Source organism: Kitasatospora sp. MAP12-44 (assembly GCF_029892095.1).
GTDB lineage: Bacteria > Actinomycetota > Actinomycetes > Streptomycetales > Streptomycetaceae > Kitasatospora.
The window spans coordinates 1,015,275-1,029,545 of record NZ_JARZAE010000004.1 but is presented as its reverse complement, the minus strand read 5'-3'; the positions used below and the strand labels follow the sequence as shown (position 1 = coordinate 1,029,545).

General features: G+C 72.6%; 14 protein-coding genes. 3 read left to right on the top strand and 11 right to left on the bottom strand.

Annotated elements, in window-relative coordinates; all coding sequences use genetic code 11:
- Positions 1–56: 56 nt before the first annotated feature.
- Positions 57–830, bottom strand: a complete 774-nt coding sequence (locus P3T34_RS05510) for an SAM-dependent methyltransferase (protein ID WP_280664851.1) — start codon at positions 828–830, stop codon at positions 57–59.
- A gap of 165 nt (positions 831–995) precedes the next feature.
- Positions 996–1,367, bottom strand: a complete 372-nt coding sequence (locus tag P3T34_RS05505; protein ID WP_280664850.1) for a VOC family protein — start codon at positions 1,365–1,367, stop codon at positions 996–998.
- A gap of 250 nt (positions 1,368–1,617) precedes the next feature.
- Here P3T34_RS05505 and P3T34_RS05500 point away from each other — a divergent pair, with 250 nt between their 5' ends.
- Positions 1,618–2,376 (top strand): TIGR00266 family protein, encoded by a 759-nt coding sequence (locus P3T34_RS05500; protein WP_280664849.1) that lies wholly within the window; start codon positions 1,618–1,620, stop codon positions 2,374–2,376.
- Between the two features lie 61 nt (positions 2,377–2,437).
- On the opposite strand, the gene P3T34_RS05495 is transcribed toward P3T34_RS05500, so the two are convergent.
- Both P3T34_RS05495 and P3T34_RS05490 read right to left on the bottom strand, forming a co-directional pair.
- Entirely contained in the window at positions 2,438–3,181 is a 744-nt protein-coding gene (locus P3T34_RS05495) for a TetR/AcrR family transcriptional regulator (protein ID WP_280664848.1), read from the bottom strand.
- A 167-nt stretch (positions 3,182–3,348) separates the two neighbouring features.
- Positions 3,349–3,762 carry an organic hydroperoxide resistance protein gene (locus P3T34_RS05490; protein ID WP_280664847.1) on the bottom strand — a complete coding sequence of 138 codons (414 nt, stop codon included), beginning with the start codon at positions 3,760–3,762 and terminating at the stop codon, positions 3,349–3,351.
- 113 nt (positions 3,763–3,875) lie between these two features.
- On the opposite strand from P3T34_RS05490, the gene P3T34_RS05485 reads away from it, so the two are divergent.
- Together P3T34_RS05485 and P3T34_RS05480 are read left to right on the top strand one after the other, a co-directional pair.
- A complete protein-coding gene (locus P3T34_RS05485; RefSeq protein WP_280664846.1) occupies positions 3,876–4,388 on the top strand; it encodes a MarR family transcriptional regulator in 513 nt (170 codons plus the stop codon).
- Between the two features lie 86 nt (positions 4,389–4,474).
- Complete coding sequence (locus P3T34_RS05480) at positions 4,475–5,902, top strand: pyridoxal-dependent decarboxylase (RefSeq protein WP_280664845.1); 1,428 nt, start codon at positions 4,475–4,477, stop codon at positions 5,900–5,902.
- A gap of 33 nt (positions 5,903–5,935) precedes the next feature.
- Here P3T34_RS05480 and P3T34_RS05475 read toward each other — a convergent pair whose 3' ends face one another.
- The 7 genes from P3T34_RS05475 to pgm all read right to left on the bottom strand — a co-directional run bounded on the left by P3T34_RS05475 (position 5,936) and on the right by pgm (position 14,140).
- Positions 5,936–6,613 carry a transglycosylase SLT domain-containing protein gene (locus tag P3T34_RS05475; RefSeq protein ID WP_280664844.1) on the bottom strand — a complete coding sequence of 226 codons (678 nt, stop codon included), beginning with the start codon at positions 6,611–6,613 and terminating at the stop codon, positions 5,936–5,938.
- Between the two features lie 75 nt (positions 6,614–6,688).
- Positions 6,689–7,528: a DNA-formamidopyrimidine glycosylase family protein gene (locus P3T34_RS05470; protein WP_280664843.1), complete on the bottom strand. Its 840-nt coding sequence runs from the start codon at positions 7,526–7,528 to the stop codon at positions 6,689–6,691.
- Between the two features lie 35 nt (positions 7,529–7,563).
- Positions 7,564–8,664, bottom strand: coding sequence for an ABC transporter ATP-binding protein (locus P3T34_RS05465; protein WP_280664842.1), 1,101 nt, complete (start codon positions 8,662–8,664; stop codon positions 7,564–7,566).
- Entirely contained in the window at positions 8,661–10,250 is a 1,590-nt protein-coding gene (locus tag P3T34_RS05460) for an iron ABC transporter permease (RefSeq protein WP_280664841.1), read from the bottom strand. The genes P3T34_RS05465 and P3T34_RS05460 overlap by 4 nt, the downstream gene beginning before the upstream one ends.
- Positions 10,251–10,264: 14 nt before the next feature.
- Complete coding sequence (locus P3T34_RS05455; protein ID WP_280664840.1) at positions 10,265–11,317, bottom strand: extracellular solute-binding protein; 1,053 nt, start codon at positions 11,315–11,317, stop codon at positions 10,265–10,267.
- A 287-nt stretch (positions 11,318–11,604) separates the two neighbouring features.
- Positions 11,605–12,477 (bottom strand): DUF2785 domain-containing protein, encoded by an 873-nt coding sequence (locus P3T34_RS05450; RefSeq protein WP_280664839.1) that lies wholly within the window; start codon positions 12,475–12,477, stop codon positions 11,605–11,607.
- Between the two features lie 4 nt (positions 12,478–12,481).
- Entirely contained in the window at positions 12,482–14,140 is a 1,659-nt protein-coding gene (gene pgm / locus P3T34_RS05445; RefSeq protein ID WP_280664838.1) for a phosphoglucomutase (alpha-D-glucose-1,6-bisphosphate-dependent), read from the bottom strand.
- Positions 14,141–14,271: the final 131 nt, after the last annotated feature.

Below are 14,271 nucleotides of genomic sequence, written 5' to 3'. Positions count from 1 at the left end.
GAGCTGCGGCAGCCGTGAGTTGCGGCAGCCGTGATTCAAAGCACCCGTAACGGTGTTCAGGCCTGCTTGCGCCCGACGCCCGCGTACATCCAGCGGGTGCTCTGCTCGGTGGGGCCCTCCGGGCGCCAGAGCGGGACGAAGTCGACGCCCGGCTCCAGCAGTTCCCAGCCGTCGAAGAACGTCTCGACGTGCGCGCGGCCGCGCAGGTTGATGCCCGAGGAGGTCTTCTCCCAGGTCCGCGCGGCAGCCGCGGCACGCTCGGGGTTGCCCTCGTGGGTGCTGTTGGAGAGGACCAGGTAACTGCCCGGCGCGACCCGGGCGAACACCTTGTCCAGCGCCGCGCGGGCCTCCTCGTCGCTGACGAAGTGCAGGACGGCGACCAGCAGGATGGCGACCGGCTGCTCGAAGTCGATCAGGGCGCGCAGCTCGGGGCGGTCCAGCAGCTCGTCCAACTCGCGGACGTCCCCGGTCAGTACGGTGGTCGAGCGGTTGTCGGCGAGCAGCGCACGGCCGTGCGTGAGGACGATCGGGTCGTTGTCGACGTAGACCACGCGGGCGTCCGGCTGGATCTCCTGGGCCGCCTCGTGCACATTGCCCGGCGAGGGCAGGCCGGCCCCGATGTCGATGAACTGGCGGATCCCCTCCCGCGCGCACATCCGCACCGCGCGCTGCAGGAAGGCGCGGTTCTCGCGGGCGGCGGCCGGGATGTCGGCCGAGACGCTGATGGCGTGCTCGGCGGCCGCACGGTCGGGCGGGAAGTTGTCCTTGCCGCCGAGCCAGTAGTCGTAGATCCGGGCGGGGTGCGGGCGATCAGCCTGAAGACCCGTCATGTCCCGCTCGTTACCCCGCTGCTGCACGCGTCCCCCTATGTTGCCCCGACCACCCGCGGTGCGGTGGGGGGAAGCATAGCGGCAGCCTCGGACAGTCAGGTGGACGGGTGGGGTCCGGTTGCCGCCCGGACCCCTCGCCCGGACCCCTCGCCGGACGCCCGGGAGTCAGCTCTCCTGGAGCACCGAGAGGATGTTCCCCGCCGGGTCGGTGAACCACGCGATGAGCGGGCCGCCGCCGCGGAAGATCCCCTTCTCGTCCGCGGGCAGGTTGGGGTAGCGCTCGAACTGCACGCCGCGCGAGGCGAGTTCGTCGACGGCCTGGTCGATGTCGGCGACCGGGAAGTTGAGGATCGTGAACGACGCCGGGGTGTGCCCGGGCTTCGGGTAGGCGAGTACCTCGCCGCCGCCGGCCAGGTGCAGGTGGAGCATCCCGTGCTCCTCCGAGACGTTCAGTCCCAGGGTCTCGCCGTAGAACTGCTTGGCCCGCTGGAGGTCGTCCACGGAGAAACCGCTGAACGCCTTGGTGTTGCCGAACATGGATCGTCCTTTCAGTCGCCGTGCTCCGTCGCCGTTCTCCGTCACCGTCACGCGGCTTTCCGCGAGGTGGGAACCGGTCGGATCCCAACGATCGTCTTCGAATCCGGCGCGGGATCGGTGCAGGCGCGCAGGGCGGCCCCCGCCCTGGTCGGCTGCGGGATCCAGCGGTACCGTGCGGCCGGTGGACGGCGACGGACCGTTCGAACCCCGGCTGCGATCGGCCGGGTCAGTTGGGGGAGGGACCGAGAACATGCAGGCAGTGGTCAAGGGCAGCACGATGCCGGTGCTGGAGATCGAACTCGCGCCGGGGGAGACGGTGATCTCCACCCACGGGGAGCTCTCCTGGATGTCGTCCAACATGCAGATGTCGCAGACCACGAACACCGGTGGGCCCGGTGGCGGCGGGTTCATGGGGGCGATCAAGCGCGCGGTGGGCGGCGGCGGCATATTCCTCACGCAGTACCAGGCGCAGGGCGGCCCCGCACTGGTGGCCTTCGCGGCCAAGGTGCCCGGCCACATCATCCCGGTGGACATCACGCCGGGTCGCGGTGTGCTGGTGCACCGCCACGGCTGGGTCTGCGGCACGCCCGGGATCAGCCCGACGGTCGGTCTGCAGCAGTCCTTCCGCGGCGGACTGTGGGGCGGCGAGGGCTTCATCCTCCAGCGCCTGCAGGGGCAGGGCCGCGCCTGGATCGAGCTGTCCGGCGAGCTGACCCAGTACACCCTCGGGCCCGGCCAGACGATGCTGGTCCACCCCGGCCACGTGGGGATGTTCGAGGAGCAGGTGCAGTTCACCATCACCAGGGTGCCGGGCATCGCCAACAAGATCTTCGGCGGCGACGGCTACCACCTGGTGGCGCTGACCGGCCCCGGCCAGATCTGGCTGCAGAGCATGCCGCTGTCCGGCCTGGCCCACGCGCTGGAGCCGTACCTGGCCCGTGACGCGGCCTCGGCCGGCGCGGAGGGCGCGGGGATCGGCGGCATCGTGGGCGGGATCCTGCGCGGCTGACGCTCGCCCGGACCACGGCGCGGAGCCTGCCGAGGGCTCCGCGCCGTCCGATGGCCCGCCGCTAGGGCGTACGGGTCCCGGGGTGTCCGAGGCCGTTGAGCATCGCCCGGACGCCCGCCCGGTACATCTGCTCGCCCGCGCTCTCGTCCGGCACGGCGATGCCCCAGCCGGGCAGCGGCGTGCGCAGGACGTCCGCCAGCTCCAGCCCGACCATGCCGTGCATGACGCACCAGAGCAGGTATGCCGTGCGGGTGGCATCGGCGGTCCCGACGCCTGCGGGCTCGGTGCCCGCGAGCGCGGTGCCTTCGGTCCCGGTGCCTTCCGTCTCGGTGCCTGCGAGCTCGCGGACGGCGTCGATCAGCGGCGCGAAGGCGCCCTGCAGGGCCTCGGCGCGCAGCGGCTGCGCGGGCTCGAAGTCCGGCACCGGACGGTCGAACATGAACGCGTAGCGGGGTGGGACCGCCAGTGCGAAGGACCGGTAGGCCATCGCCAGCGCCAGCAGGTGGCCGAGCGGATCGCCGCCGCCGGTGCGCGGCACCGCGCGGAACGCCTCGCCGAGCATCGCGAAGGTCCGCCGGTAGAGAGCCTCCAGCACCCCGGCCAGGCCACCGAACCGGGTGTAGACGCTGATCGCGGAGGTCCCGGCGGCCTGGGCGATCCGCTGGACGGTCAGCTCGGCGAGGCCGTGCTCGCCCGCCACCCGCAGCGCGGCCAGCACCAGCCGCTCGCGCAGCTCCTCGGAGTCGACGCTCGCCGCTGCGAAACCGGAACCAGAGCCCGAACCAGAACCGGAACCACGGACCATCCGCTGCCTCGCTCTCTCCGCTCGCCGTCGCTGCGCGGCCACTGTGGCAGACGTAGCTGAGTGCACGCTGAGCGGACAGCGCGACAGCGCAACGGCGGGCGCCCGGCAGGCCGATCGGCCGCCGGACGCCCGCCGTCGCGTGCGTACGTGCGTTTGTGCGTGCGTGATTACTCGATGACGAGCGAGACCGGGATGTTGCCCCGGGTGGCCTTGGAGTACGGGCAGAAGGCGTGCGCCTGCTCGACCAGGGCGTGGCCGGCCTCGTTGTTGAGCTCCTCCGGGAGCTCGACGCGCAGGGTGACGGCGAGGCCGAAGCCGCCGTCCTCCTCCTTGCCGATGCTGACCTCGGCGGTGACCGAGGCGTCCTTGGTCTCCACCTTCTGCATCCGGCCGACCGCGCCCAGCGCGCTGGCGAAGCAGGCGGCGTAGCCGGCGGCGAACAGCTGCTCGGGGTTGGTGCCCTCGCCGTTGCCGCCCAGGGCCTGCGGGAAGGCGAGCTGGAGGTCGAGTCGGCCGTCCGAGCTCACCGTGCGGCCTTCGCGGCCGTTGGCGGTGGCGGCGGCGGTGTAGAGCGCGTCCATCGAGAACCATCCTCTGGAGTGGGTGCGGGGTGTTGTCCGTGCTGTGCTTCCGTGCTTCAACGCAATAGTTGCACACAACTGAGTTGTGCGCAATCAAGTTGTACTCTGGAGTCATGGCCCACACGACATCGCAGTCCCCGGAAACCTCCCCGGAGCAGCTCCTGCCGCCGCCCGGTACAGACCTGCTCCAGCTCGACCTCCAGGTCTGCTTCGCGCTGCACGCCACCTCCCGCGCCTTCGACCGGGTCTACCGGCGGCTGCTGCGCGACACGGGCCTCACCTATCCGCAGTACCTGGCGATGATGGCGCTCTGGGAGCACGGTGCGATGCCCGTCAAGCAGCTCGGCGAGCTGCTCCGGCTGGACTCCGGCACCCTCTCCCCGCTGCTCAAGCGACTGGACGCCGCCGGGCTGGTCCAGCGCGAGCGCAGCCCGCACGACGAGCGCTCGGTGATCGTCCGCCCGACCGGGGAGGGCGCGGCCCTGCGCGCCCAGGCCGAGCGGATCCCGTTGGAGATCATCGCCGCCAGCGGCCTCAGTGCCGCCGACGCGGTCGAACTGCGCTCCAGGCTCGAACAGTTGACCCACGCCCTGGACGCCGCAGCCGACGCCGGCCCGGAGGCCTGACCAGTCCACTTGCCCCCAAGTGGACCGGGACACCGGCGTACCCGCCGACTAGCTTCGAGTCGACCCCGACGACAGGAAGCACCCGCATGCACCCGCTGCTCACCGCCGATCTCGCGCGCCTGCCCGCCCTGTTGGAGACGGTCCGCCGGCACGCCGTCGCCGCCCTGGACGGGATCGAAGAACGCCCGGTGCTGCCCGCGTACAAGACCGCAGCACAGGCCCCGGTCGCGGCCCCGGTCGCGCTGCCGCAGCAGGGCGTCGGCTTCGAGCAGACCCTGGCCGATTTCGCCTCCCGCTGGGAACCCGGCTTCTCGGCCAGCGCCGGACCGCGCTACCTCGGCTTCGTCACCGGCGGCGCCACCCCGGCCGCGCTGGCCGGGGACTGGCTCACCTCGACCTACGACCAGAACTCCAACTCCGTGCTGGACCCGGCCGGGCAGGACTTCGAACGGGAGACGGTCGGCTGGCTCCGCGACCTCTTCGGCCTCGGTGCCGACCACCAGGGCGCCTTCGTCAGCGGTGCCACCATGTCCAACGCCACCGGACTGGCGATCGCCCGCGAGTGGCTGGGCGAGCGCCTGGGCGTCTCGGTCGCCGACGACGGCGTCGGCGCGCTCGGCCGGGTCCGGGTGCTCTCCGGCAGCCCGCACTCCAGTATCGCCAAGGGACTTGCCGTGCTGGGCCTCGGGCGCAACGCGCTGGTTCGGGTGCCCACGTTGCCCGAGCGGGAGGCCGTCGACCTGGTGGCCCTGGAGCAGGCGCTGCGCGCGAGTGAGGGCCCGTGCATCGTGGTGGCCAACGCGGGCACGGTCAACACCGTCGACTTCGACGACCTGCGCGCGATCGCGGCGCTGAAGGAGCGGTACGACTTCTGGCTGCACACCGACGCCGCCTTCGGCGCCTTCGCCGCGCTCTCACCCCGGCACGCCGAGCTCGTCGACGGGCTCGACCTGGCCGACTCGGTCTGCGTCGACCTGCACAAGTGGCTCAATGTGCCCTACGACAGCGCCGTCCAGTTCACCCGCCGCCACGACCTGCAGGCGAGGGTGTTCCAGAACGCCGCCGCCTACCTCGGACCTTCCCCAGCCTCCGGCCGGGGGGTCCCCCACGGCGAGCAGCCCGACCTGGTCCACCTCACCCCGGAGAACTCCCGCCGACTGCGCGCGCTGTCCGCCTGGTTCACCCTGAGCGCCTACGGGCGCCAGGGGCAGCAGGAGATCGTCGAACGGTGCGTCAGCTGCGCCCGCTCCCTGGGCGAGGCCATCACCGCGACGCCGGGACTGCGCCTGCTCGCCCCCGTCCGGCTCAACGTCGTCTGCTTCACGCTCGCCGAGCGGCCCACCGCCGAGCGCCTCGCGGACCTCGCGGAGTCGGTCCGTGAGACCGTCTTCCTGACCCCGACCGTCTACGCCGGCACCCCCGCCCTGCGCGCCGCCTTCAGCAACTGGCGCACCGGCGAGCCGGACGTCCGCCTGATCGCGGCGGCCCTGGCCCGCGCACTGCCGCTGGGCTAGCGGATCCCGGCGACCCGGGTTCTGGAGGATGTTTCAGCCCTGCACTGCCGCGCCCGCCTTCGCCCAGTTGCCGTGCAGCTGGTCGAGGTAGGAGCGGGCGGCGGCGCCCGGCGAGGTGCCGCGCGCGAAGAGCAGCATGTTGCCCGGGCCGGTGTTGTAGCCCAGCGCCATCAACTCGTCCTCGGTGTACGGCGCGGACCGGTGCGCCGGCAGCTGGGCTGCCAGGTCGTGCAGGTACCAGGCCGCCGCCTCGACGGCGAGGTTGCGGTCGTCGGGCAGTTCCTCCCAGTTCCGGCCGGCGAAGTCGCGGCCCTGCTTGGTCTCGTCGAACGCGGCCCGGTGCATATTGGCGACCCCGAAGGCGGCGTCGGGCTTGAGCTGCTGCCAGGCGCGTTCCACCGCGGGGTCGTGCGGCTTGTAGGACTCGTTGTAGAGGATGGCCATCAGCAGCTGCGGGTCGATCCCCGCCTGGCCGGCGTACTTGCGCACCGGTGCGGCGAGTTGCGCCGGGTCGTACGCGCCGCTCGCGGCGGATGCGGACGCGGAAGGGGACGGCCCGGTGGGGGAGGGCGACTGGGAGGTGCCCGGCCGCGACTGCGCCGGAGCCGGGCCCGTGCCCGCGCCGTGCCCGCCGCCGCGCACCAGGAACCAGACGACCAGCACAGTGGCCAGTACGGCCGCCGCCCGCCCATACCTCCGGGGTCCACCCATCACACGCCCGCCTCCCTCGCCGTCCGTCGCTTGTCATACTGCCTGATCGGCCTCCCCCCGCGCCGGTGCTCCACCTCAGCCGCCCGGCACGGGCCCGTGCTGGCAGTTCGGACACCAGTACGTCACCCGCTGCTGGGGCGGCGCGCCGCGCTGCGCCGTCCGGACGACGGTGGCGCAGCGCAGGCAGGGGCGCCCGCCGCGACCGTAGACCCAGTTGCGCTCCCGGACGCGGGCCGCCCGGGGCTCACCGGTGGTCAGGTCGACGGTGGTCAGATCGACGGTGGTCAGATGACCCGGGCGCAGCCGGTTGAACATCAGCAGCGTCCTCGCCCAGTCGAGCAGCTGGTCCGGCGCCGGAACCTCGCGCACAGGCGTCCACGGGGTGACCGACCCCAGGAAGCACAGCTCGGTGGCGTAGATGTTGCCGATGCCCGCGAGGTTGCGCTGGTCGAGCAGAGCCTCGGCGATCGGGCGGGCGGGGTCGGCGGTCAGCCTGCGCAGCGCCAGCGCGGCATCCCAGTCCGGGCCGAGCAGATCCGGACCGAGATGGCCGACCACGGCCGACTCGTCCCGGGTGCGCAGCAGTTGGACGACCGGCAGGCGGTAGCCCACGGCGGTGTGCTGCGCGGTGCCGAGGACGGCCCGGATCTGCCACCCGGGCCCGCCCGTCCACCGCTGTCCGGCGCCGTAGACCTGCCAGCGACCGTCCATCCGCAGGTGGGTGTGGAGTGTCAGGCCGCCCGCCAGCCGGGTGAGCAGGTGTTTGCCGCGCGCGGTCGTCTCCAGGACCTGGCGTCCGGTCAGGTCGGCCGTGGCGTGCGCCGGGACCCGCAGGTCGGCCACGGTCAGGGTCCGGCCGGCCAGCGCTTCGTGGAGCTCGGCGGCGGTGCGAAAGACGGAGTCACCCTCGGGCATGGCCCTAGCATGCGCCCGGGGCGGGCGTGGCGGCGTCAGGCGAGCTGGCGGTCGTCGAGCCGGGGGGCCGGGGTGGCGGCGTCGGGTGTGGTCGGCCAGGCGGTGACTGGGCCGCGGGCGCGTAGGGCGACCTTGCTGCCGACCTCCCAGACCTCCGCGTCGGTCAGCCGGGCGGTGATCTCGCCTGGTCCCGCCGAGCCGTCGAGCGCGCAGCGGACCACCGCGTCGTGGCCGTGGTAGCGGCACTCGGTGACGACGGCGGTCAACACGCCCTCCTGGTCGGCCGGGTGGACCTCGATCTGCTCGGGTCGGAGCAGCACCGTCAGGTCACGACTCCCGCTGGCAACCCCGTCGTGCAGCGCCAGCGTGCCCAGGGCGGTTCGCACCTCGCCCGTGGCGGCGGGCGTGCCGGGCAGCAGGTTGGCCTCGCCGACGAAGGCGGCGAGGCCCGCGTCGGCGGGCCGCTGGTACAGCTCGCGCGGGGTGGCGCACTGGGCGATCCGTCCGTCGCGGACCACCGCCACCAGGTCGGCCATCGACAGGGCCTCGTCCTGGTCGTGCGTGACCAGGACGGCGGTGGCCCCGAACTCCCGCAGGATCGCCTGCACATCGGCCCGGATGCTGGCGCGCAGCCCCGCGTCCAGCGCGGAGAAGGGCTCGTCGAGAAGGACGATCTCCGGCCGGATGGCGAGGGCGCGGGCCAGCGCGACGCGCTGCTGCTGCCCGCCGGAGAGCTGGTGCGGATAGCGGTCCGGCAGGCCCGCAAGTCCGACCCGCTCCAGCAGTTCGCCGACCGCCGCGGTGTGCCGGCGAGCTCGGCCGGGCAGCCCGAAGGCGACGTTGCCGACCACCGTCAGGTGCGGGAACAGGCCGCCGTCCTGCGGGACGTAGCCGATCTTCCGCCGCTCGGGCGGGAGTTGGCGCCGTCCGTCGTCCACCAGCTTGCCGCCGAGGCTGACCGCGCCGGAGTCGGCCCGCTCGAAGCCGGCGATCACCCGCAGCAGCGTGGTTTTGCCGCTGCCGGAGGGCCCGAGCACGGCGGCCAGTGAGCCCGCCGGGATGTCGAGGTCCACGCCGTGCAGCACGCCTTGGCGGCCGTAGGACTTGACCACACCGCTCAGCTTGAGACTGGTCACGAGGCTTGCTCCTGTCGTGCTCGGACGCGGTCGAACCAGCGGCCCAGCAGGTAGCTGGGCACGGCGGCGATCGCCACCATCAGGGCCGCGTAGGGTGCCGCGGCGCCGTAGGCGAGGTCGGATTCGTACTCCCAGAACCGGGTGGCGAGGGTGTGCACACCGGTCGGGACCAGGATCAGGGTCGCCGTCAGCTCGGTGACCACGGAGAGGAAGACCAGGCAGAAGCCCGCCGCCAGCCCGGGGGCCACCAGCGGCAGGGTGACCCGCAGTGCCACCGACCAGCGGGAGCGGCCGAGCGAGCGGCCGATCTCCTCCAGGCCGACCGGCGCCGAGGCCACCGAGGACCGCAGCGCGACCAGCGCCAGCGGGAAGAACATGATCGCGTACCCGACGACCAGCAGCGCCGGGCTCTGGTAGAGCGAGAAGACGTAGCGGATGCCGAAGAACACCAGCCCCAGCGCGATCGCCAGCCCCGGCAGGCCCTGCACCAGGTAGGTGCTGCGCTCCAGCAGGACCGACAGCCGGCTGCGGTGGCGCACCGAGAGCAGCGCCACCGGCAGTGCCAGCGCCGTGGTCAGCGCGGCGGCGGCCAGCGCGTACAGCCCGCTCTGCTCGGCCGCGTCGAGCACCGAGGCGGGCGGCAGGGTGGTCGAACCCCCGACGACGCACCAGTACGCGAGGGTCCCCACCGGCAGCGCCAGCGCGAGCGCGCTCAGCGCGGCCAGCCCCAGACCGATCGCGAGCCCGGCCGGCAGCGAGGGCCGGGCCAGGCGCGGGGCGCGGACGGCGACCCGCCGGGCCACCCGTCCGCCGCCGCCGGCCGCGTACTCGGCGAGCAGCACCGCGAGGCTGAGCACCACCAGGACCAGCGAGAGCGCGCAGGCCGCCGGGCCGTCGAAGCCCTGCAGGTACTCGGTGAAGATCTCGGTGGTGAAGGTCTGGAAGCGCAGCACCTCGAACGCGCCGTACTCCGCGAGCAGCGCGAGTGCGACCACCAGGCAGCCGCCGAGCAGGGCCGGCCGGATCTGGCGCAGGGTCACCTCGCGGAAGGCCTGCCACGGGGTGCGGCCCAGGCTGCGGGCCTGCTCCTCCAGCCCCGCGTCACCGGCCCGCAGGGCGGCGGCGACCGGCAGGTACACCAGCGGGTAGAGCGAGAGGGTCATCACGATCACGGCCCCGGTCAGCCCGTGGGCGAACGGTACCCAGGAGGACCAGGCGTAACCGACGACGAAGTCCGGCACCGCCACCGGCAGCACCAGCAGGACCGAGAAGATCCGACGGCCCGGCAGTGCCACCCGCTCCACGCAGTACGCGGCGGCGGTGCCGAGCAGCGCGCAGCCGGCCGTCACGATCACGGCCAACTCAACGGTGTTGCACAGCAGGTCCCAGGTGAGTCGGCGGAACATCAGCCCGCCGACGGTGGACCAGCCGGCCTGCCCGGCCTGGAGCAGCAGGAAGCCGAGCGGCAGCAGGAGCAGTGCCGCGACCACGACCGAGAGTGCGGTCAGCAGCCAGGGCAGCCGGCGGCCGGCCCGGGGCGGCCGGTCGGCCGCCCGGGGTCCGGCGATGGTGGAGGCGCTTGGCATGATCGGACGCCGTCCTAGAGGAGCTGGGCCTGCTGGAGCAGGCTGACCGCCTGGGAGCCGTCGCCGAGGTCGGAGACGGTGAGGTGCGTCGGCTTCAACTGGTCCAGCGGGGTCTCCGGCTGGGCGGTGGTCACCCCCGAGCCGATCGGGTACTCGAAGCTGTCACTGGTGGCGATGATCTGCTGCCCCTCGGCCGAGCCGAGGAAGGCGATGAACTGCTGGGCGGCGGCCTGGTGTTTGCTGGAGGCGAGGATCCCGGCCCCGGAGACGTCCAGCACATAGCCGGGGTCCTGCGGCGCGAAGGCGGCGATCGCGGAGTTCATCACGCCCTTGTTCTCGGCCTTCAACCGGTACCAGTAGTACTGGTCGATGACGCCGATGGCGGCCTTGCCGCTGTTCACCGTCGAGGTGACGTTCTCGTTGCCCGGGTACAGGTTCGAGCCGGCGTTGTTCTTCAGCGCGGTGAGCCAGGTCTTGGTGTAGTCGGCGCCGTGGGCCTTGATCAGCGAGGTCACGATGGGCTGGAAGTCGGTCTCGCCCTGCGCGAGGGCCAGCTTGCCCTTCCACTGCGGGTCGGACAACTGCGTGATCGAGGTGGGGAGTTGGGCAGGGGTGACCAGCTTGGTGTTGTAGATCAGCACGCTGACCCGGGCGGAGACACCGATCCAGTCGCCCTGCGGCGAGTCGTACTGCGCGGGCACCTGCGCCAGTGCGGCCTTGTCCACCGGTGCCAGCATGTTCTTGCCCTGGAGCTTCATCAGCGCCGGCGAGTTCTCGGTGTAGAACAGGTCGGCGGGGGCGTGCGAGCCCTCCTGCTCGATCTGGTTGGCGAGCACGTCCTCGTCGTCACTGCGGACGCTGACCTTGATGCCGGTCTTCTTGGTGAACGCGGCCACCAGGGCGTCGGTGGTCTGCTCGTGCTGCCCGTTGTAGAGCGTCAGGGTCTGCGCGCCGGCCGAGCCCGCCGATCCGGACGAGCCGGAGGAGCCGGAGCAACCGGTCAGGACGGCGGCTGCGAGGGTCGCGACCGCGATCAGGCCGACGGATCTCATGGCAGGACGTCGCATGGGGGATTGCCTTTCGGAAGCAGGCACGGCAAAGCCGGCATGCCCTGAGCTACAACGGAGGGTTGCGCCGCCTCCGGACCGGATATCGGACCGGGGCAGCGCAGCTAAGGTATACCTAAGTCCTGAGAACGAGAACACCGCCCCCGGTTGCTTTGCGTGCTCTTTGCGGCCGTCGCCCTGGCGGCTCACGGGAACCACAGGAACTGCCGCTGCTCGCACGTCAGTCGCCGATCGGTGGAGGCGGCGAGTACGACGCGCTGCGGCCCGTGGGCCCGGACCTGCGGTTGCTACCCGAGCCAGCTGTACGGCAGGCGCAGGAGGTCGGTGACCCGGGCGGCGACCAGCTCGGCGTGTGGGGGGATGCCGCCGTCGGCCAGACCGCGGGTCAGGTGCAGGTGGAGCGACTGCAGGGTGGCGAAGGTGTTGAAGGCCCACGGGGGCACCGCGCCGGGGCCGCCGCCTTCGAGGGCGGTGGTCAGCACGGAGAGCCAACGGGTGGCCTGGTCGACGGTCAGGTCGGGGGCCTGGTCGGGGGCCAGAGCGGGGGACAGGGCGGGGGACAGGGCGGGCTTCGGACCAGGGGTGAGCAGGATGAGGGTGATCGCGCGGGCCAGCCGGGCGTCCTCCAGCTGCGCGTAGCGGTAGTCGGCGTGCGGAGCCGTCATCCGGTGGGCGCACAGCTCAAGGAGGTCGGGGCGGCGGGCCGGCAGGGCCTGGGCGAAGGCCGCGGCCGCGTCGGCGCCGTGGGCGACGGCGTGCAGCCAGCCGAGCGTGTCGTCCCGGCCGCGGGTGTCGCGCTCGGCGGGAAACCAGGCGGCGAAGGCGGCGTACCAGCGCTCCGCCGGCTGCGGCGCCGTGCCCAGCGCGATGGAGCGCGTCAGCACGCAGCGCAGGATCAGCGGAGCGAAGGTGCGGGCCTGGATCTCGGGGTGCTGGAGGCGCGTCGCCGCCGCGTCGCCGAACCCGACCAGGATCTCGTCCAGCTGCCCGTCCCGGATCCAGCGTGCGGCGGCGGTGTAGGCGTGCTCGTCCCGGACCACGGGATCGGGGGAGACGAGCATCGCCGACAACTCGTCGCCGAGTCGGGCGAGGGGGACGCCGCCGGGGAAGGGGAAGTCCTCGGCGGCGAGCGCCGGCCAGTCCACGAGATCCTTGGTCACCGCGTCAGCCTGCCACCCCAAGTACCTGTCCCACCAGTGCTTTTGCCTCCTCCTGGACCTGGCTGAGGTGGTCGGGGCCGTGGAAGCTCTCGGCGTAGATCTTGTAGACGTCCTCGGTGCCGGAGGGGCGGGCGGCGAACCAGGCGTTCTCGGTGCAGACCTTGAGGCCGCCGATCGCCGCGCCGTTGCCGGGGGCCTTGGTGAGGACGGCGGTGATCGGCTCGCCGGCCAGCTCGTCGGCCTTGACCTGGTCGGCGCTCAACTTGCCCAGCAGCGCCTTCTGTTCGCGGCTCGCCGGGGCGTCCACCCGGGCGTACGCGGGGGCGCCGAAGCGCTCGGCGAGGCCGGCGTAGTGCTCGGAGGGGGTGCGACCGGTGACGGCGGTGATCTCGGAGGCCAGCAGGGCGAGCAGGATGCCGTCCTTGTCCGTGGTCCACACCTTGCCGTCGCGGCGCAGGAAGGAGGCGCCGGCCGACTCCTCGCCGCCGAAGGCGACGTCCCCGCTGAGCAGCCCGTCGACGAACCACTTGAAGCCGACCGGGACTTCGACCAGTTCGCGGCCCAGGTCGGCGGCGACCCGGTCGATCATCGAGGAGGAGACCAGGGTCTTGCCGATCGCGGCGCCGGCCGGCCAGTCGGCGCGGTGGCGGTAGAGGTAGTCGATCGCCACCGCCAGGTAGTGGTTGGGGTTCATCAGCCCGGCGTCCGGGGTGACGATGCCGTGCCGGTCGGCGTCGGCGTCGTTGCCGGTGGCGATGGTGTACTCGCTGCGGCGGCCGATCAGCGAGGCCATCGCGTAGGGGGAGGAGCAGTCCATCCGGATCTTGCCGTCCCAGTCGAGCGTCATGAACCGCCAGGTGGGATCGGTGAGCGGGTTGACCACCGTCAGGTCGAGCCGGTGGGTCTCGGCGATTCGGCCCCAGTAGGCGACGGACGCGCCGCCGAGCGGGTCGGCGCCGATCCGCACGCCGGCCGCGCGTACGGCGTCCAGGTCCAGGACGGATGGCAGGTCGTCGGTGTAGCGGGCCAGGAAGTCGTAGCGGCCGGTGGTCTCGGCGCGCAGAGCGCGCTCGTACGGGATCCGGCGCACGTCGGTCAGGCCCGCCCCGATCAGCGCGTTGGCACGGTCCTGGATCCACCCGGTGGCGTCCGAGCCGGCCGGACCGCCGTGCGGCGGGTTGTACTTGAAGCCGCCGTCCGCCGGGGGGTTGTGCGACGGGGTGACCACGATGCCGTCCGCCGCGCCGCCCGGGCGGCTGCGGTCGCGGTCGCGGTTGTGGGTGAGGATCGCGTGCGAGACGGCGGGCGTCGGGGTGTAGCCGTCCGCGCTGTCGACCAGCACGGTGACGCCGTTGGCGGCGAGCACCTCCAGCGCGGTGGCGCGGGCGGGCTCGGAGAGGGCATGGGTGTCCACGCCGAGGAAGAGCGGCCCGTCGGTGCCCTGGGCGCGGCGGTAGTCGCAGATCGCCTGGGTGGTCGCGGCGATGTGGTCCTCGTTGAAGGCGAGGTCCAGGGCGGAGCCGCGGTGCCCGGAGGTGCCGAAGGCGACCCGCTGGTCCGGCTCGGCCGGGTCGGGGCGCAGCGTGTAGTAGGCCGTCACCAGCCTGGCCACGTCCACCAGATCGTCTGCTCCGGCCGGCTCGCCGGCTCGTGCGTGCACCATCGTCGTCGCGTCCTTTGCTCGTCATTGCCGGGACCGCTCCGAGGCTACCGGTGAGCGTCGGGTGTTCGCGGTCGGTGGACCGTCCGCGAACACCAGCGTCGCCTCCAAATGATCAAAGAAATCATCCAAAT